This window comes from Thermanaerothrix sp. (assembly GCF_056331585.1).
Genome location: NZ_JBWGPQ010000014.1, coordinates 31,932 through 49,754 on the forward strand (window position 1 = coordinate 31,932; position 17,823 = coordinate 49,754).

At 54.9% G+C, this 17,823-nt stretch carries 17 protein-coding genes and 1 riboswitch; of the genes, 12 read left to right on the top strand and 5 right to left on the bottom strand.

The genetic code is table 11. From position 1 onward, the window contains the following. The first annotated feature begins 3 nt into the window (after positions 1-3). Genes csm2 through csx15 form a run of 7 tightly spaced genes read left to right on the top strand, consistent with a single transcriptional unit; the run spans position 4 to position 6,648 of the window. Positions 4-408, top strand: a complete 405-nt coding sequence (csm2, locus tag AC01YT_RS06895) for a type III-A CRISPR-associated protein Csm2 (protein ID WP_476673947.1) — start codon at positions 4-6, stop codon at positions 406-408. Positions 409-425: 17 nt separating this feature from the next. After that, positions 426-1,259, top strand: a complete 834-nt coding sequence (gene csm3 / locus AC01YT_RS06900) for a type III-A CRISPR-associated RAMP protein Csm3 (protein ID WP_476673949.1) — start codon at positions 426-428, stop codon at positions 1,257-1,259. Next, positions 1,256-2,335 (top strand): type III-A CRISPR-associated RAMP protein Csm4, encoded by a 1,080-nt coding sequence (gene csm4 / locus AC01YT_RS06905; protein ID WP_476673951.1) that lies wholly within the window; start codon positions 1,256-1,258, stop codon positions 2,333-2,335. Before csm3 ends, csm4 begins: the two co-directional genes overlap by 4 nt. 18 nt (positions 2,336-2,353) lie before the next feature. After that, positions 2,354-4,054, top strand: a complete 1,701-nt coding sequence (csm5, locus tag AC01YT_RS06910) for a type III-A CRISPR-associated RAMP protein Csm5 (protein ID WP_476673953.1) — start codon at positions 2,354-2,356, stop codon at positions 4,052-4,054. Between the two features lie 18 nt (positions 4,055-4,072). After that, positions 4,073-5,296, top strand: a complete 1,224-nt coding sequence (csx2, locus tag AC01YT_RS06915) for a TIGR02221 family CRISPR-associated protein (RefSeq protein ID WP_476673955.1) — start codon at positions 4,073-4,075, stop codon at positions 5,294-5,296. Between the two features lie 26 nt (positions 5,297-5,322). Further along, the gene (locus AC01YT_RS06920) at positions 5,323-6,231 is read left to right on the top strand and encodes a Card1-like endonuclease domain-containing protein (RefSeq protein WP_476673957.1); all 909 of its coding nucleotides are present in this window, start codon (positions 5,323-5,325) and stop codon (positions 6,229-6,231) included. Positions 6,232-6,252: 21 nt separating this feature from the next. Next, positions 6,253-6,648 carry a CRISPR-associated protein Csx15 gene (gene csx15, locus AC01YT_RS06925; RefSeq protein WP_476673959.1) on the top strand — a complete coding sequence of 132 codons (396 nt, stop codon included), beginning with the start codon at positions 6,253-6,255 and terminating at the stop codon, positions 6,646-6,648. 8 nt (positions 6,649-6,656) lie between these two features. Here csx15 and AC01YT_RS06930 read toward each other — a convergent pair whose 3' ends face one another. Further along, a complete protein-coding gene (locus tag AC01YT_RS06930; RefSeq protein WP_476673961.1) occupies positions 6,657-8,681 on the bottom strand; it encodes a UvrD-helicase domain-containing protein in 2,025 nt (674 codons plus the stop codon). Between the two features lie 119 nt (positions 8,682-8,800). Beyond that, positions 8,801-8,869: riboswitch (Fluoride riboswitch) on the top strand. 37 nt (positions 8,870-8,906) lie between these two features. Between AC01YT_RS06930 and AC01YT_RS06935 the strand changes: the two genes are divergently transcribed. The 3 genes from AC01YT_RS06935 to AC01YT_RS06945 are packed head-to-tail and all read left to right on the top strand — an operon-like array spanning position 8,907 to position 10,597. Beyond that, positions 8,907-9,395: a hypothetical protein gene (locus tag AC01YT_RS06935; protein ID WP_476673963.1), complete on the top strand. Its 489-nt coding sequence runs from the start codon at positions 8,907-8,909 to the stop codon at positions 9,393-9,395. Beyond that, positions 9,388-9,834, top strand: a complete 447-nt coding sequence (locus tag AC01YT_RS06940) for a hypothetical protein (protein WP_476673965.1) — start codon at positions 9,388-9,390, stop codon at positions 9,832-9,834. Before AC01YT_RS06935 ends, AC01YT_RS06940 begins: the two co-directional genes overlap by 8 nt. A 7-nt stretch (positions 9,835-9,841) precedes the next feature. Further along, positions 9,842-10,597 (top strand): DUF6062 family protein, encoded by a 756-nt coding sequence (locus tag AC01YT_RS06945; RefSeq protein WP_476673967.1) that lies wholly within the window; start codon positions 9,842-9,844, stop codon positions 10,595-10,597. Here AC01YT_RS06945 and AC01YT_RS06950 read toward each other — a convergent pair. The 3 genes from AC01YT_RS06950 to AC01YT_RS06960 are packed head-to-tail and all read right to left on the bottom strand — an operon-like array spanning position 10,529 to position 13,943. Continuing rightward, positions 10,529-10,987 (bottom strand): HEAT repeat domain-containing protein, encoded by a 459-nt coding sequence (locus AC01YT_RS06950; RefSeq protein ID WP_476673969.1) that lies wholly within the window; start codon positions 10,985-10,987, stop codon positions 10,529-10,531. The two genes, AC01YT_RS06945 and AC01YT_RS06950, sit on opposite strands and share 69 nt — an antisense overlap. 6 nt (positions 10,988-10,993) lie before the next feature. After that, positions 10,994-11,689, bottom strand: a complete 696-nt coding sequence (locus AC01YT_RS06955; protein WP_476673971.1) for a response regulator — start codon at positions 11,687-11,689, stop codon at positions 10,994-10,996. After that, the gene (locus tag AC01YT_RS06960) at positions 11,679-13,943 is read right to left on the bottom strand and encodes a sensor histidine kinase (RefSeq protein WP_476673973.1); all 2,265 of its coding nucleotides are present in this window, start codon (positions 13,941-13,943) and stop codon (positions 11,679-11,681) included. The genes AC01YT_RS06955 and AC01YT_RS06960 overlap by 11 nt, the downstream gene beginning before the upstream one ends. Before the next feature lie 134 nt (positions 13,944-14,077). On the opposite strand from AC01YT_RS06960, the gene AC01YT_RS06965 reads away from it, so the two are divergent. Next, positions 14,078-15,388, top strand: coding sequence for a hypothetical protein (locus AC01YT_RS06965; protein WP_476673975.1), 1,311 nt, complete (start codon positions 14,078-14,080; stop codon positions 15,386-15,388). Between the two features lies 1 nt (position 15,389). Here the strand turns inward: AC01YT_RS06965 and AC01YT_RS06970 are convergent, their stop codons facing one another. Next, positions 15,390-17,045, bottom strand: coding sequence for a CapA family protein (locus tag AC01YT_RS06970; RefSeq protein ID WP_476673977.1), 1,656 nt, complete (start codon positions 17,043-17,045; stop codon positions 15,390-15,392). A 184-nt stretch (positions 17,046-17,229) separates the two neighbouring features. On the opposite strand from AC01YT_RS06970, the gene AC01YT_RS06975 reads away from it, so the two are divergent. Beyond that, entirely contained in the window at positions 17,230-17,820 is a 591-nt protein-coding gene (locus AC01YT_RS06975) for an O-methyltransferase (RefSeq protein ID WP_476673979.1), read from the top strand. The last annotated feature ends 3 nt before the right edge of the window (positions 17,821-17,823 follow it).

The window sequence follows — 17,823 nt, forward strand, 5'->3', positions numbered from 1 at the left end:
CCCATGAGTGTAAAACACATTGAAGAGGTCATCCAAGGGATAAGCGCTCTTCGCTCGATGAAAGATCTAAACCCTGAAGAATACGCCGTCGAGGACGGATGGGCAGACATCGTTGCAAAGGAAGCCGGCATTAAAGCCACACAATTACGGCGCATATTTCATTATGTCAAAGATCTAAAATTGAAGTATCAACGCGATCCAGACAAGTTCAAGCGTGCGAGCATTTCCATGTTGATGCCGATGTTTGCATATGCCAAAGGACGAGGTCACATAAAAGAAGAGTTTTATAAATTACTAACCCTCTGTTTCGGACGGGAAAGATGCCAGACTGCCAAAGATTTTGAAAGTGCTGCTAACTTTCTTGAAGCCATCATGGCTTACCATAAATATCATCACCCGAAAGACTAAGCCATAAGGAGGTTAAGATGATTAACTACAGTCATCTATTAGGTAAATTCATCCTCTCGTGTAATATCACCTGCGTCACAGGGCTACATATTGGTGGTTCAAGCATTGGGATGGAAATCGGCGGGGTAGATAATCCAGTCATCAAAGATCCTTTAACTGACCAGCCTTATATCCCCGGTTCTTCCCTGAAAGGCAAATTACGCTCATTGGCCGAATGGTACTATGGATTAATCAAAAAGCACCCTAAACATAACTCATACCAAGCCTATGATTGCAGCGAATTGGCTTCCGATCCCGCCAGACTCCCCCTTGAACAAAGAACAAAGTGGCAGTCCGCCTTCATCGTTGGTCGGTTATTTGGAGCCGCCAACGACGACAAAAAGGTAAGGGAAGTAACTGGCCCTAGCCGTCTTACCATCCGAGATGCATTTCTAACCGAGGACTCAAAGAGACTACTTCAACAAGTTTTGGGCGAGGGGGTGTTCACAGAAGTTAAAACCGAGAATGCGTTAGATCGTATCACGTCTGAGGCTAATCCTCGTCCAGTTGAACGTGTTCCTGCCGGGAGTGAATTTAACCTCACCATGATCCTCGATATCTACGACCCACAGGATCTCGAACTGTTCAAGACATTGTTCACGTCCATGGCTTTGTTGGAACAAAGTTCCCTGGGTGGTAGCGGTTCTCGTGGCAGTGGTGAGATAAAATTTGAGGCACTAGAAATCTCCTGGCGTTCAGCAAAGGATTATTACAATGGTCAAGCGCCTACGCCAGTAGAATTACCTGCAAAATCGGTGGATGAGATTCTCAAGAATTTTGATCAAATTCGGTGGCCAAGTGTTAAGCCATGAACACGTATGCCGTCTACTTTAAGCCTCTGACCCCTCTTGCTTCCTGGCCACTAGGCTCGGATACCTTAGCCGGTGCCGTGTGCTGGGGAATTCGCCTTTTGGGGCTCATGGATGATGATGCCTTGAGCCACTGGTTAGAAACGCAACGAGACCAGCCCCGTTTTGCCTTCAGTCAGGCTTTCCCAGTTTACTTTGGCCCTACGAAACCCATTCGATTTTACCCTCGTCCCGCCCACTTCCAACCCACCGTACAAGACTACGCAGCCATCAAAGCGAATGCAATACATGCCCCCAAAAAAGCCTTGAGCCTTGCTCTGGCAAAGGTCGCTAAAGAACTAAAAAAAGTGTCTTACGTCACTGAAGGGGTATTACGTGCTATTACCTCAGGAGTGCTGCAAACGGGCGACTTGCTCAGAAAAAATAGCGATCCGCAACAACCTCTCACCATTAAGGCAGGGGCTTTTTGTCTCAAAGAAGAAGCGCAACAATTACCCAATAAATTGATGGATCTTGAACTGATACAACATAATCAAATTGACCGCGTAGCCGGAGCGACAATCGAAGGAGCGCTCTTCTATCAGGAGGAGTGGTTTTTCATCAAAGGCGGCGGACTGTGGGCATTGCTTCGAGCAGAAGCCTCAGACATAGAAAACCTTATTGCCCCCGCCTTGAGGTTATTACAAGATACAGGGCTAGGGGCAAATCGGAGCACGGGCAAAGGGTTCTTTGAGATAACCATTGAGCCATTCACCGAACTCCCAGAAGCTGCCTCGCCCAGATTTCTAATGACACTTTCACGTTATTTACCAGCGCTAGATGAAGATAACATCATTTGCCAACCCGTGGCTTACACTCTCAAATCGCTGCGTCCCAAGCGCGAACAGCGAGTCCCGCGTCCAACCCCTGGTCAGAGTCCAGCAATTTACAAAGAGCCGATACGGGTTTTTGAGCCAGGATCGGTTTTCTCACAACCGGATGGGGTTTCTAAGACCATTTATGGACGCTGGGCACGGGTCACCCCCTTGGATCATCCTCCTGTTTATCAAAGCGGCGCCGCTATTATGGTTGGGCTTTAGAAAGGGAGGAAATAGAACATGGTTCTTATGCCTCTGACCTTAAAAATTACGACACTTAGCCCCGTCCACATCGGCAGCGGTGATCGGTTGATTAGCGGAGTAGACTATATAGTGCATGGCGACTCGTTGGTAGTTATTAGCCTGGACAAATTATTGCAATGGATCAGTGCTCGTCCAGATCATGAGCGCCTAGTAAGCATTCTCACCACCGCGCTTGCCGATCCTAAAAAAGGCGGGATTGCAGAATTCTTGCGACAAATTAACTATCAGATAGACCTGGCCACAATAGCGGCCTATCAAATCAAATCTAATGGTTATCATCCTCTAGAGATCTTTAGTTTCATCAAGACGTTAACCTCACACCCAATTCTCCCTGGCTCTTCGCTCAAAGGCGCCATACGCAGTGCGCTACTACGCGGAAAAGTACATGAGGACATCTCTCTTCAGCGGAGAATAGATTCCACGCTATCCCAAGAAATTGAACACTTTCGATCTCCAATAAAGAACCCCGAGGGTCGAAGAAAAGAACCGGAAACTAAAAGTAAAGAAATCGAGGGAATGGTTTTTGTCAGAGATGGAATTAAGTCGAATAAACGGCCCAATTATGATCTTAACCGTCTGCTTCAGATCCGAGATTCAGATCCTCTGGACATAAGTCGTAGCCTCGAGTTACACAAGGTTCAGTTGCTCTCTATTCGGGAATACCGTTTGGGTTGGAAAGGGAAAAACGACAATTACGGAAACAATCCCACCACCCTCTATGTGGAGGCGCTTAGGAAGAATTTAACGGTAGAACTGGCTGCGACCTGGCAGGCCTACCTATTGAGTGAAACTGCCAGCGAATTACGAAATAGCAACATTGAAGCACTTTTTGCTTATTGGACGGACTACTTACGCATCGCCTCTTTAAACCTATTGGTGCAAGAACAAGCATTTTATAGTCGGTATGGTCAAACCGATCTCGCAAATTGGTATAAGGCTCGGATTAATGAAATGGCCAATGACTCACATGCAGTTATTCTACCTCTGGGCTGGGGAGGCGGCTACGACGCCAAAACGATTACCGATCTGCTCTCTGAGCAAACCTTCAAATTAGTCGTTGAATCCTTTAGAAACACACAAGGACTGGGTAAACCAGGCCGGAATCCCGACGCAAAATGGCTTGGCCCGCTGGACTCCCCAAAATCAAGAAAGGTCGTCGTGACCCAGGACAACACCCTCCAACCTTTGGGGTGGGTCAAGGTCGAGATAGAATTCGACGCAAAAGCCCAAGAATGGTTTGAGCAGCAACAAAAACGTTTCTCTGATAAAAAACCAAGTTTGCCGGCTGTCGATGATGAAAGGGTGAAATATTTACCGCCATTGAGGGGGGTTGAGTCGAATGCCAAGCAAACGACACCCTCTGCTTCCATCAAGCCAATCCATGAACAGGCTCCTACACCAACACCCCGTCCCAAAACCAAAGAAGAAAAAGTTATTCAACACTTCTCTGAGACCCCCAAGGTTGGAGACATTTTTCTGGGTACTTATCTAGACATAGATAATGGAGAAGCCCTCTTTGAAATTCCCGGGTTAGATGTGGATACCCAGGCTTATGCCGTAGTCGCCCAGGAAACCCTTCCTTCGTTTTGGCACAAGTCGAAGCCCTTGAAGCTAAAAGTGGTCAAAGTCATCCAGGAAAGAACTTCTTATTTTAAAGTGTGGTGCGAGGTCGTGTGATAAATTCGGAGGACAGCCATGAAACTCCTGACCTTCCTAGGAACCGGCAACTATCAATCTACCACCTACGTCTGGGATGGCAAGGAATACACCACAGACTATGCACCAGTTGCCTCATGCCACTTCTTGCAACCCCATAAGTTGATCATCTTTGTCACCTCAGATGCCAAGGGAACCACCTTACCCAAACTCATCGAACAACTAGCCGGGATGCCTGTCAAAGTCCGCGACTGCGATATTCCAACCGGGCAAGATGAGAAACAATTATGGGATATCTTTAATGTTGTCGCCAGTAAAGTCAGCCCCAAAGAGGAAGTGGCTTTCGATATCACCCACGGATTGCGGACATTTCCCCTCATCGGGTTGCTTGTTACAGCCTTCCTGCGTAGTGGATTCAATGTTAAAGTCAGAGCGGTCCTCTATGGGGGATATGATGTACGGGACAAAGCGACAAATCGCACCCCCATGTTTGATCTCACCCCGATGCTTACCTTATTAGAATGGGCAGTGGCTGCCGATCGCTTTAACCGCACCGGAGACAGCCGTTATTTAGCCTCAATTGTCAAGGAATTTCGCCCCCGCCTGGCCCAAATGGCTAAAGATTCGAACCTCCCGCTTGACGAAGTCGGGGGCTTGGGTAACTTGGCCGGAGCCTTGACCAGCATTTCTCATAGCCTGCAATTAATCCGTCCGCAAGATGTCGCGGAACAAATTGCACGCTTGCGGATTGATATTAAAAATGCAAATCCCGCGTTACAATGGGCAGTGAATGTTTCGCCGTTGTCGATGCTATTAGATCAAATTGTTGAAAATTATGCCCCTCTGGGCCTTGAAGCACCCAACGAGAAACCTTGCGAATTTCTTCACCAGCAACGACGGCTAATTGACTTCTACATCCAACGCGAGCAATGGGTGCAAGCCATTACCCTGGCACGTGAATGGATGGTTAATTGGTTTATGTTCCATTTAGGCTTTCATGATTTTACCTCCAAGAATCACCGCGAGAGTGTTGAGCACGTCATAAACATTGAAGCCAAAAACGCCCGCGAGCAACGCGACTATCAACCTGTATTTCTGAACCGTGTGCCTGAAGTTCGCTCCGCCCTTAAGTTGTGGATGAGCATTATTGATGCACGCAACGATATTGATCATGCTGGTTTTCGCAAAAACCCGGCTGATGCCGAGAGTTTGATTAAAAATATTCAAAAATTTGTGCAATTATTGCAAGAATTGCCTATTTGAAATCCACATATTCTAAGATCTCCACCATGCACCTCTTCACCCTCCTCGGCGAACAACCCATCCCTAACCTGATCCCGTTGTGGCAGGCGCCGCAAGCCTATACCCAGGTCACGTTCGTGGTCACCTTGCGCACCCTGCCCCAGGTGGAGGTGCTCAAAGCCGCTATTGCCCATGATCCCGCACTGCGCCAGGTACAGGTCTCTTCGCCGCTGGTGGTCGAAGCCTACAACCTAGCCCAGGCACGCACAGCACTCGTCCGGGCCCTCGAGCAAGCAACGTCCCCGCTGTATCTCAACCCTACCGGTGGCACCAAGATCATGAGCCTGGCCGCCCAGCAGGCCGCACACATCCTCGGCGTACCCTGGCTCTACGTCAGCACCGAGATCGGTCAGATCATCCACTACACGCCCGCAGGCGAGGAGGTGAAACGCGAGCCAATCCGCGTACAGGTAAGCGTGGAGACCTACCTGCGCGCGCATGGGCTGGAGGTGAGCCTGGGCAAACCCATCGGCGCCTGGCACAACATCAAAACGCCGCCCCCTACCCCAGGCCACACCTTGGAGGAGGACGTTCATCAAGCCTTGGTGCAAAGCGGGCGCTTTGACGATGTCCAACGCAACGTCTATATCCGCAAGCACGGGAGCAACGGGCACTATATTGACAACGAATTAGACATTGTGGTCACCTACAACGGTCTGCTGGCCGTGGGTTCGTGTAAAACCGGCAAAATCCTCTCTACCCACCTCTACGAACTCAGCGCGCTCTCACGGCGCGAAGTGGCCGGCATCTACGCCCGCAAAGCCCTTATCTACCGCGATACCGAACCACGTCCGGGCATCCGCCGCCGTGCCCGCCTGGATGATATTGCCCTTGTGCCCGCTGCAGACCTGAACCAGGTGGTGAACGAATTTTCCCGTTTACTAGGTCAATCTTAACGATGGAGGTATCATTGACGTATGATCATCCTGAATTTCGCCCATCCCCTCACCGCCGAACAACGCAGTCAAATCGAAACCCTGACCGGCGAGACCATAGAACAGATTCTCAACCTGGCCGTGCATTTCGATAACGCCGCACCGTTTTTGCCGCAACTAGAAGCCCTCATGGCCCAGATCCCACTGGATGCGGAAACCTGGCAAACCGCCTCGATCCTGGTCAATCCGCCTTCTCTCAATTTCATCACCGCTCTGCTGCTGGCCGAACTGCACGGGCGGATGGGGTACTTCCCGCCCATTATCCGCCTCCGCCCGCTCAACACCGTCCCGCCGCGCTACGAAGTGGCCGAAATCCTCAACCTCAATGCCGTGCGCGAGGCCGCGCGTGCCCGGCGCTACTCATCACCCCAAGGCTAGGGATGGGGTTAGAAAGCATCCAGCCAACCGGCCTGAATCAGGTGCTCATAAAAGCGCGGCAAACGCCCACTGCAACTCAAATACAACCTTGATCGCGCCCGGGTCATACCCATGTAGATCAGACGGCGTTCATCGGGGTCATTTTCCCCTTTGGCAAAGGTTTTCTGCAGGCTGGGGATGAAGACGGCTTCCATTTCTAATCCTTTGAGCCGGTGCAGCGTATCCACCAAGCCGCCGAAGCCGCGCAGGGCCTCGCTGAACGTCTTGACATCCGTGCGGTTGCGCACCAGCACCGCAATCTGCTCATCGCGCAGGCCCTCACGACGCAGCACCTCGATCTGCTCACGCAGAAAATCCACTTCGGCCTGGAAGGTGGAAAAACGGCGCAACAGCGGGCGCGGGCCATGGCGCATCTGTGCCTCCGAAAGTTCCGGATGCACCGGTTCGCCCTGCTCCGACAACTGGTGTTGAATTTCCGGTGTATCGGCGATGATCTGATACGCCGCCTGATAAATCTCCCACGTGTTGCGGTAAGGCACCCGCAGCCAACGCGAGCGCCCCACGACATGGATGCCCTTTTCCTTCCACGAGAAATAGCGGTAGATGCTCTGCGAAGGGTCATCGGTCAGGAAGAGCATCCCCTCCGGCTTGAGCAGATAAGTGATCACCCGGATCCATACCGGCGCCCAATCCTGGGCTTCATCCACCAGTATGGCATCAAAGCGCGGCGCAGTGGGCAGTTGCCCATATTCCAACTGTTCCAGCACTCGGAGCGCCATTTCTTCATAATCCAGCCATCCTTTATCACGTAGAAAGCGGCGGTAATCCTCATAAAGGGCGAATAAGCGGCAGCGCTGGTCTTGGTTCAAACGTTGCACGGCGCCTATACCGCGCCGTTCGATCTTTAGGTAATCCTCCAGCCGCGTGATACCCATATCGCGCAGCCAGTTAATTTCGGTCTTGAGAAACGTAGGCGTTAATTCCGCAGACGCCCATCCTTCCGCCGCCCGCGCTTTGAGCCACTCATCCAAGGAATCACTCTGCAGGGTGTCCTCGGCGGGGTAGCCGCAGAGACGAAAACACAGGCCGTGAAAGGTGTACACGTCAATATTAAGTCCGCGCAGTTCGACTTGCAATCGCTCTTGCAGGGGCTTATTGTAAGTCAGCACTGCCATCATCCACTCCGGGTGGGCAGCGCGCAGGTAACGCGCCCGTTGGATCAGCACCAACGTCTTACCGCTACCCGCAAAGCCGCGCACCAAGCGGATGGCAAAACTCTGGCTGAGGCGGCGACCCTCAGGCGGGAGGTCATCTGCCGCGGCTTGCGGCTCAAAGAGCACCCCCTGCACCGCCGTTTCAGTCGGCTCAGGCGGGGCTTCAGGCTCGCGCGGCGCCTCAGTGACAATGCGCTCTTGCTCGTGATCCAACACCACAATGGTATGGTCAGGGGTCTCAAATTCCACCACCGGGTTGATCACTCGCCGCACGCGGTCAATCTCTTCGCAGGTGAGGGGACGCAAGCGTTCAGCCGGGAAGAGATGGCGCAAGCGGCTCAAAAGTAAATCGGGGTTCCTCAGGTCATCGCGCCCCCACACAAACTCCTCTCCCCACGCCCGGCGCAGTTGCGAGATGACTGCCGGGGGTTGATGGATGAGGACGACGGCATAGGAAAAGGGAACAGACGACACTTCGCCTTCCCTATAATCAGCGCGAATCATCTGATCCAGGATCAAAGCATACTCCCGGGTCTTGGTCACCGGGTTTGGCTCATGGCGCTCTTTGCCATCGCCCCCACGGATCACCGCCTCATGAGGGGTGGCACTTACGATGTTCACCCAATCCTTGACTTCCAACACCACATAGCCATAATTGGTGAGCACCACAAAGTCAGGATAGCGAATATCGCGCTTCTTGCGCAGGGGTGGCTCAATATAAATTACGAATTCCTTAGGCAAGTGGCTGCGCAAATACCTGAGCGTTTCCTGCTCACCATAAGTCGCCTCGTTGCGCAGATAACCGATAACCTCTGCCATGCCAGCCCCCATTGGATGGTAAAAAGATCAGAATGTATTCAATTATAGCGCAACCCACAAACAACCTTAAAACCAGGTATAATCAGAGTGGAAAAGACCTTCCCCATCTACCGGAGGGCTTTCCTCGCGGCGGTGAGGCTCGCCGCGCATCCTCAACCGCCCATTGGGCTGATAGCCTCTGTCGGTTCTTCAGACAGGGGCTTTTGTGTTATAAGAGGTGTACGTATGAGCCGGATCAATTCTTCCCAGCGTAATTTCATTTACGCCAGCCTGCAATCGTTTGAAGAAACCCTGGCTCAGGCCGAGCACTGGCTGGCACACCGCACCGAGACGGGTGCGCTTTATCGGTATCACCTGTACCTGACGCCCGAGCGCGAGGCGGAGGTGCGCCAGATGCTCCGCACCGCTTGCGCTGAAATCGCCGCCCTGAGCGCACGCCTGGGATTATCCCCCCACGAGGAGAGCGTCAATCGCTTGTTAGCCGCGCGCTTCAGCCAGTGTTGGACGGAATTAGTAGATACCCATCCCCAGCGGCTTAAGGGCTACGGCGAGGTTGATCCTCACCTGGTTGAAACCTTCGGCGCGGCCTTTGAGCACCTGGCGAATCTGGCCCTGCAGCTGAGCCGCCTCTTTGGCGCAGATAGCCCGGCGCCGACCATCTCCGGCGATAATGGACGTGCGACAATAGACTCAGAGGGAGGCACCCATGCTTGAGGGAATGACGTTAACCGCGGATGACAAGGTGCAACTGACGATCGAGATAGATGCCCAGACGGCAGCTGAGATTGAAGCCACGTTGCGCGCTGAAAGCTGGCAGCCCGCCGAAGGATATCGTCTGCTGCTCGGTGCCGGTCTAGGCTATGCCCAGGGGCAAGATCTACTACGCCAGGTCGAGGCAGGGCAACTCAGCGAACCGGAGGCGGTACGTCAGTTGCTGGAGCGCCTGACCCTGGTGGAGGGCAAACTGGTTAACGCGCGTTTTCGCCTCTTTGAAGTAGAAACCGAAAACAAGCATTGGCATCTCACCAGCGGCGCTATCCGTACCCAGAACGCCATCCTGAGCGAGTACGTGGAGAAACTGAAGGCCGAGAATGAAGCCTTGCGCCGCGACGTTGACGCACTGCGCACACAGATGGAAAACAGCAGAAAGTGAGGCTGCAATGGCGTTTGCCCTGACCCTGGTTCACCTGGAAGAAGCGCTACAAAAACCCGGTTGTCCCATCTGCCGTCTGGGAGACGAGGCTGCGCGCCGTAGTGTGGACGGCTTCCTATGGGAAAACGTCAACGACCCCGAATCGCGCCGCCCACTGCAAGAGGCATATGGCTTCTGCCCCGAGCATACGCGCCTGCTGGTGGCTACCGAAATGGAAACCAGCGGCGTACTACTCGGCGTTAACTTGATCTACGAGTCGCTGGCGCGCCAGGCCCTACGCGATCTGCAAAAAGGGGGCACCCTGCAATCACCCCGGAAAGGTATAGGGGGCTGGCTGGCGCGCTTCTGGCGGCGTTCTGGGCCTTCCATCCCTCAACTCGTGCGCCCGGCCTGCCCGTTGTGCCGCGTGGTGGAAGAGGTGCAAGCCAATGCCTTGGTTACCCTCATGGAAGATCTAACCGTGCATGACGAGCATGCGCAGACGCTCTACCGCCAGGCGGATGGGCTTTGCCTGCCACACCTGCGCCAGGCATTAGCGCAGCATACCGAACGTTACCCTGCAGCGGCCCGCTTTTTACGCACGGAAACTGTGCAACGGTTAGAAAGCCTCTCATCCCACATGCGGGAATACATCCGCAAGCAGAACTGGGCTTACCGCGAGGAAGCCCTGACCGAAGAGGAACGCGTGGCCTGGTTACGCGTTTTGGTCTTCTTCACCGGCTACACCCCCGAACGGCTGGTGCGGCGCATCGAACCCTTCTGAGCCTTCCACCCGCACCAGCAAGTCTTGCGCTAAGCGGGCAATCAGGTCGGCAGGATGGTGGGTGGCCCGGCGGAGCAGGACCACCCGGCGCGGATCAGGGATACGCGCAACCGCTTCTAACACCGCCCGCAGCAGGTAGTAATCATACTGCTCATCGTGTAATTCATCCAGCAGAGCCTCAAAGGCTGGTAAAGCCTCCGTCGCACCCAACTCCCCCAGCACCTGGGCGGCAATAACCCGCCGCTCGGGAATGGGGTGGTGTAGGGCTTGAATCAGTTTCTGAGGATAGGACAAACTCTCAAACTCAGACAAGTCGTAACCACAATAAGGGCAAAGCGTGGCCTTACCCTCCAGCGTATGCCAGCAGTGGGGACAGTAATAGGTCAGCATAGCTGCTCAGGGTGTTTCTCCCTCGTTCAGACGGTAACCATAACCACGCACAGTGAGGATGTAACGGGGGTTTTCCGGGTTGGGTTCGATCTTCTTGCGCAACAACCAGATATAACGTCGGATCAATGCCGTATCTTCGGTCCGGTTGGTACCCCAAACAATCCGTAACAAATCTTCCTCGGCAACGACGCGCCCTTGGGCCTGCGCCAATACCTCTAAGAGGCGAAATTCGGTGGGGGTAAGGGGAATAACCTGCCGCTGACGACGCACCTCGCGACGATCAAAATCAATCTCCAAATCACCCAGGTGCAGAGAATGGGTCTTGTCATCCTGAGCGCGCCGGGCACGGTTAAGCACAGCTTGGATACGTGCCTTGAGTTCGGCAAAACTAAACGGCTTGGTGATGTAGTCATCCACGCCCAGACGAAAACCGCGCAGTTTATCGGCTTCGGTATTTTTAGCTGTGAGTAAGATAATAGGCACGTCTGACATTTCGCGCAGGCGTGTTGTCACCTGCCATCCATCCATGCCGGGCATCATCACATCCAAGAGCACCAAATGAGGATGCTCACGATAAGCCAGACGCAACGCCTCCGCACCCCCCGTTGCGGTGAGGACAATATATCCCTCATCTTGCAGGTAATCGCGTAAGAAGCGCAATAGCGTGGAATCATCATCCACGACCAGCAATTTAAGCTTCATGGTCACCCTCCGCCGCAAGCACCCCGGGTTCGCCCCCGAGAGATTCAATATCGGTCAAGGGTAGCCTGCAACTGAAACAAGCACCACCTTGAGGGCGATTCTCCGCCCACACCTGACCTCCCATGGCCTCGGCCAGGCGGCGCACGATGTAAAGCCCCAGACCATGTCCGTAAGTTTCCTGGGCATCGCTGGCGGCAACGCGGTAAAAAGGTTGAAAGAGCAACGGAAGCGCCTCCTCGGGCAAGCCGGGACCTTCATCCAGCACTTGTAACAGCAGATAGTTGGCCTGCACCTGGGCGGTGACGCGCACGTCACCCTGAGGTGCATATTTCAAAGCGTTATCAATCAAGTGAAAAAGGATACTGCTCAACGCTTGTTCATCGGCGAGCACTGGGGGGAGGGCGGAAGAAATATCCCAAACTAGGCGTGCCATTTGGGGATGATGCGCAAATTGCCGTTGCAGACGTTGTACCGCACTCTCTAAGTCTAACGGTGCCGGATAAAGCGGCAAGCGCCCAGCCTCAAGCGCAGAAAGATCCAAAATAGTTTCAACAAAACGACTTAAGCGCTCGATTTCGGCTTGCACCAAGATTAAATGTTCCCGGGTGGCAGATGGAAGGCGCGCCGCTTTGCTGAGCACCAATTCCAGCCCCCCTTTGATATTGGTCAAGGGCGCCCGCAATTCGTGGGATACCAATGAGACAAAATCTGATTTGAGGCGATCCAACTCGCGCAAGGCGCGGTTTTGGGCTTCCAAGCGCGCATAAGCAGCGCTGAGGTCAGCTGTCTTTTCTGCCACCAGTCGTTCCAGATCGGCATTGAGGCGCTCTAACTGAGCTCGATCGGCCTCAATTTGTTCTAACGCCGCCTGAAGGGCTGCTTGTTGCGCTTTTTGCTGGCTCAGATCATGCGCCGTGCCGGCCAGTGCCAGGCGCTCACGTTCAACCGAAACAATGCGACGCAAGGAAAGAAAAACCGGGATGCGCCGTCCATCCCGAGTGAGCAATTCGGTCTCCCCGGACCAGGCAATGTCACCCTCACTTTCGCCTTCAAGGGTTAGGTGAATCCAATCCGCCAGACGATCGGAAGGCACAAACCATTCAAGCAAGGGCGTTCCCAGCACAGGTTGGTCTTGGTCCACCCCAACCGCGCGGCAGAACGCAGGGTTGACCAGACGCAATACCCCACGGCGGTCACAGATAAACGCTGGTTCGGCAATGCTATAAACCAAGCCAGCATACTGGCGAAATTCTGTCTCACCGATGATCAAGCCCTGGCGAGCGATCAATCCTAAGGTAAGCCATAGCGTTATCCATAAACCGAGCAAATCCACCCGCCCTTGCAATTGATATCGAATCAGCACCGTCCATCCCAGAATTAGGGTGAGAAGCAGAGGAAACAGGTTCTGAAGGCGAAGACCCGCATAGCGCCAACCGCGCTGCCAGCGGGTTGAGCCCGGTGATGTGGGAGCCACAGGAACAGCCAATAATGCCCCTGTACCTAACACCATCATCCCCAGGGTACTTCCGGTGTCAAGTGGGGTACCCACGACATAGGCGTCGCGCAACCAAAGCCCCCAATAAGCCTGATCACCGAGGGCGAGGATCAGCCAACCCAATCCCCACAACCCCAACGCAGAGGGAAAGGATCTAACATCCGCCAGCAGAAAGCGGTTGAGTGTTACTAATACCGGTAACCAAGCCATCTGCAGCCCTAACCATATAAGCACCCCCTCTCGAGCCATAGTGCTATTCAAAACCGGGCGGAACACCAGCAATCCGAGCAGGGCCAGCGAAGTCGTTGACGTAAGGATGGTATCCATCATCAGCCGCATGCGTGAGGCGGGAGTGCGAAGAGGGTGTCCGTATTGCCCCAAGCCCCATGCGGTTAACAGCGCTGCCAGTCCGTAGATCAGGCCGAGTATAGCAAGAAAAGAGGCCGACTCGACGGGTAGGGTTGTCATGAGCCATCGTAACCCATCCCCACCCGCGCGCACGGTGAAGCCCAACGCCAACCAGCGCCAGGCGCCGCACCCTTTGTCGGCGGCTTGCCAGGTCAGCCAGAGTACCATCACGAGGGGAATCGCAAGGGTCAAATACCCCAACCAAAGCCGTTCCCAGGTACTATCTCGCCCCCACAACACCCAAGCGAAATGCAGGCCTAACCCAAGGCCGACACCACCAAGCCACTCGCGGAGTCTCAGCCAGGGTTGAGGAGAAACAAGCCTTGTATTGTGACCTGCATAAGATCGCATTTGCCCTAATTGTAGAACAAGGCGGAACAGGTTGCAAATAGTTCCTTCTATCAGAGGTCGCTTGCGGCCAGAAAGCGTTGCCGAGTCCCAACCTTTGGGGTAAAGTTAAGTGACCTCATTAACGGGAGATACCGATGTCCACTGTTCTCTTCGCGTGTGGCACCGAATACCATGTGCTGATGGCCTTTATCCTGGCCACAACCACCTATGCCGAAAGCCACAAAATTCTTTTGCTCTATGCGACAAACCGCACCCTGCCCTACCTGGAGCGGGCACGTACTCTGGGCATTTGGGATGACGTGTTCCTGATTGAACCCAACGCACCACTTGCAGCCTATGAGACCCTCTTTACGGATTTACTGCAGCGCGCTGTTGCACTGCATACCTTCACGTGGGGTTTTCCTTATTTCAACGCGTTGATGGCGCGGAGCCATGCAGCGGGTGTGCCGGTCATTCTGACCGACGAGGGATTGCTTACGTATAGCCCGCAGCGTCACTTTGCCGACTGGCTGGCCCAGAAGCACGATGGGGCTGTTCTGGCCCAAGGCTTCACCTTCGAGGCGATCCGTGAAATCTGGCTGCTCATGCCCACACTGTTTGCCGAAACACCGTGGTGCCCCCTGCGCGCCATAAATTTAGCCGACTTTTTATCCATCTGCCGTGCCGATCCGACCCTACGTACCCGTTTTGAACACCTGTTTGATTTAGAACATATTGAACCGTTACAGGCTGAGGCGCTGTATTTTCGGCAGTATTTTCCTCTCCTTGAGGTGCTACCGCCAGAAATAGATGCCTGGCTCGATGATAGGGTAACCGCACTCTTCAGTCCGGTGCGCCTGGCAATCAAAAACCATCCGGCCTGGGTCAACCCCCGGGTCACGCGGGCGGGCAACAACTTTCCTGCCGCCGACCGTCCCTGGGAAGCCCTCCTCTTATGGGCCCAGATGCAACATCCAGGGGGTATCTCTTTGCCTCGCGTTTATCTCAGCCTCACCTCCTCAGCCATGCTGAAGACGGCTTTGCTGGGTGTGACGGGCACTTTTCTCTTTTTGTACCGCCTGATGGCGCGCTATAGCGGCTGGCGAGATGCCAGTATGGACGATTTGGTCGAACGACTAGCGGCAAATTTTCCCCAGGCTCGTTTCGTGGCGCCTGCCAATTGGGAAGACCTTCGGCTCACCTTAACCGAATTGGGCCATCGCGAAGGCTGGCGGCTTAACCTCGATGCCTTACCCACGGCGATGGACGAAATCGCTCTACTGCGAGACGTCAGCCTCACCTATTGGCGGCAGAGCCGTGAACAGGCCCGGCGTTTGCACAATCTGGAACCTGAGGCCAACGCCTTGCGCGCCCAGGTGGCTCAAAAGGAGGCTCTTCTGCGTGAAGTCGTTCGTCTCATGACGTTGACCGCCGATATTCTTAAGAAAGACCTGGGTGAAGGATGAGTCACCACCCGCTGGCGCTGAAGACGGTCTCGAGCAGAGCGCGGCGCTCTTCAGGGGTCATCGGGCGTGAACGGGCAAAATCCTCAAAACGTAGCGTAAGCAGTTCGGTGCTGAGATGTCGGCCTGCATAGAAAACATGGCGATCAATGAAAGCCTGATCAAACGGCGCGCCTAGGCTCCACTGATCAAAGAGGAGGTTACCCAGGCCATAATGGAGGAACGCCCCGGCGTGGAATTCCATGGCTTGGGGGAGGTGCCCTTGACTGCCCGAGACGATCACCGCACCGGCCTGAGCCACGCGCTCAAAATCGCGCACCGCCAGGGGATTAGCGGCAAAGGTCTCGTATTCAATGTGCGAGAACGTGACAATGGGCAAATAGCCCTGGGTACGCAAATCGGCGATGGCCGTCGTCAGGCGGTCAAAATCGCATAAGGCGGCGCCGGGCTGAGTGGCCGAGGCCTGCGCATAACCCGGCCCTTTAGCGTTACAGCCGATGAAGGCAATGCGGTTGCCGTTACGTTCAAATAAGGCCGGCCGATAGCCTTCATCTAGGGTTGCCCCACCCCCGTAGGTCTGCCACCCCCGTTGATGATACTGGTCTAAGGTGTAGAGCACATCCTCGGGGCGCGCATCAATGAAGTGATCGCCGGTCATCTCGACCACGTCGGTGCCCAGTGCTTCCAGCACCGCCAGGTAGCGGCTATCGCTGCAGGGGAAAACGATCACCCCCTGGGCGTTGAGGCCATCGTTGGCATGGGGGCAGTTCTCACGGAAGGCTACCTCGTTATTGATGTGGGTAATGTCGGCCTCGCGCAACCACGGTGCAATCTCTTGAATGGCGTAATCTATGCCGCGCACGTCCAGCGTCCAGGCGGTTGCGCGCACGATGGCGGTTACCCCGGTCACCGCTACTACGGTCAATTTGGCGGGATTACGGTTACCGGTCGGGAGAAAAGCGGTCACCCCGGCTGCCTGCGCCGCCGACTGAAACGCCGCTAACGCCGCCGCATCACCCTGGAGGGCAAAGGGCAATGCCAGCGGGTAGCGCGCCGGGTCAAAATCCTTATGGAGGGGTGACTGACCCTCCACAGCAACCACCTTGAGCCGCGGCTCCAGGCGTTCAAAAGGCACAATGCCCAGCGCCTCCGGATGCGCCCACAGAGTCTCAACCAACTCATCGGTGGCTACTGTTTGCACGACGCCGGGCGCCGGTGCTCCCCAAGCCGCACTCAAGGCCGCCAAGGTCGCTTCATCCATCCACAAGGACATCGGCCGTGCCCCCTGCCAGACCTGGCGCAACCATTCTGCGCTCACCTCGTCCTCCAGGGTAGCAAAGCGCCCGACCAACCCATAGACCCAATAACCTTGGGCATCCTGGGGAGCGCTCAGGGCCAAACGCAGGGTCGCCGTCTCGGCGGTGGGGGCAAGATCCCAGCCCGGTGGCACCCTGACCTGGGAACGCAAGTCGGGCGGCAAGGCCGGATCAAGCCAGAGCGTCAGGACCAGGTGTGAGGTCGTCGTGGGAACGGGAGAGGTCGTCGGCAGTGGCTGGAACGGGGTTACGGTGGGGGGAGGGTTTTGAGGTACTCTGGCCAGGCCAGCTCCGGCTGGGTTCTGGCACGCCACCAGCAGAGCCAGGCTGAGGAGCCCAAACACAAACCCTCGATATACCATGCGCTGTGAGGGAAAGAATTTCCGTCTGAACTCCATTGTTCCTTGCCGCAATGACCACCCCGATTATACCCCGTTGGGACGATGATCATGGATGCTTTTCGTTCTCCGACCTCACCTTTTCGAACAAAAGGATAAAATAGACCTAAATTCTTTTGGTGAGGACACCATGTTTTATTCCATTCCACCCGCCATGCAGGCCCGCATGCAGGAATTGGAAGCGCGCGATGCCCGGGAACGCGCTTTGGGCCTACCTACCGCTCAGCGCTTACGACAAGTAGCCCCGGATACCGGGCGCTTCCTGGCACTGATGGCCGCTACCGCTCCGGCAGGAACTTACGTCGAGATCGGCACCAGCGGTGGCTACTCCACCCTATGGATCGCCCTGGGCGCGCGTTCCCAGGGGCGAAAGGTGGTCACGTTTGAGATTGACCCTCAAAAAGTCCACCTGGCGCGCGAGACCTTTCACCGTGCTCAGGTGGAAGATGTGGTCATATTGATCGAAGGGGATGCATTGGCGCATCTGCCGGCGTTGGAGCAGATTGCCTTCTGTTTTTTGGACGCTGAGAAAGACCTCTACGCGCCGTGCTACGACCTGGTGGTACCACGCTTATGCCCAGGCGGTTGGCTGATTGCCGATAATGTGATCAGCCACCGCAAGGTCTTGCAATCCCTGGTGGATCGCGCCTTGGCCGACCCGCGGGTGGATGCCCTGGTGCTGCCGTTGGATCGTGGGCTATTGCTATGCCGCAAGGGATGAACG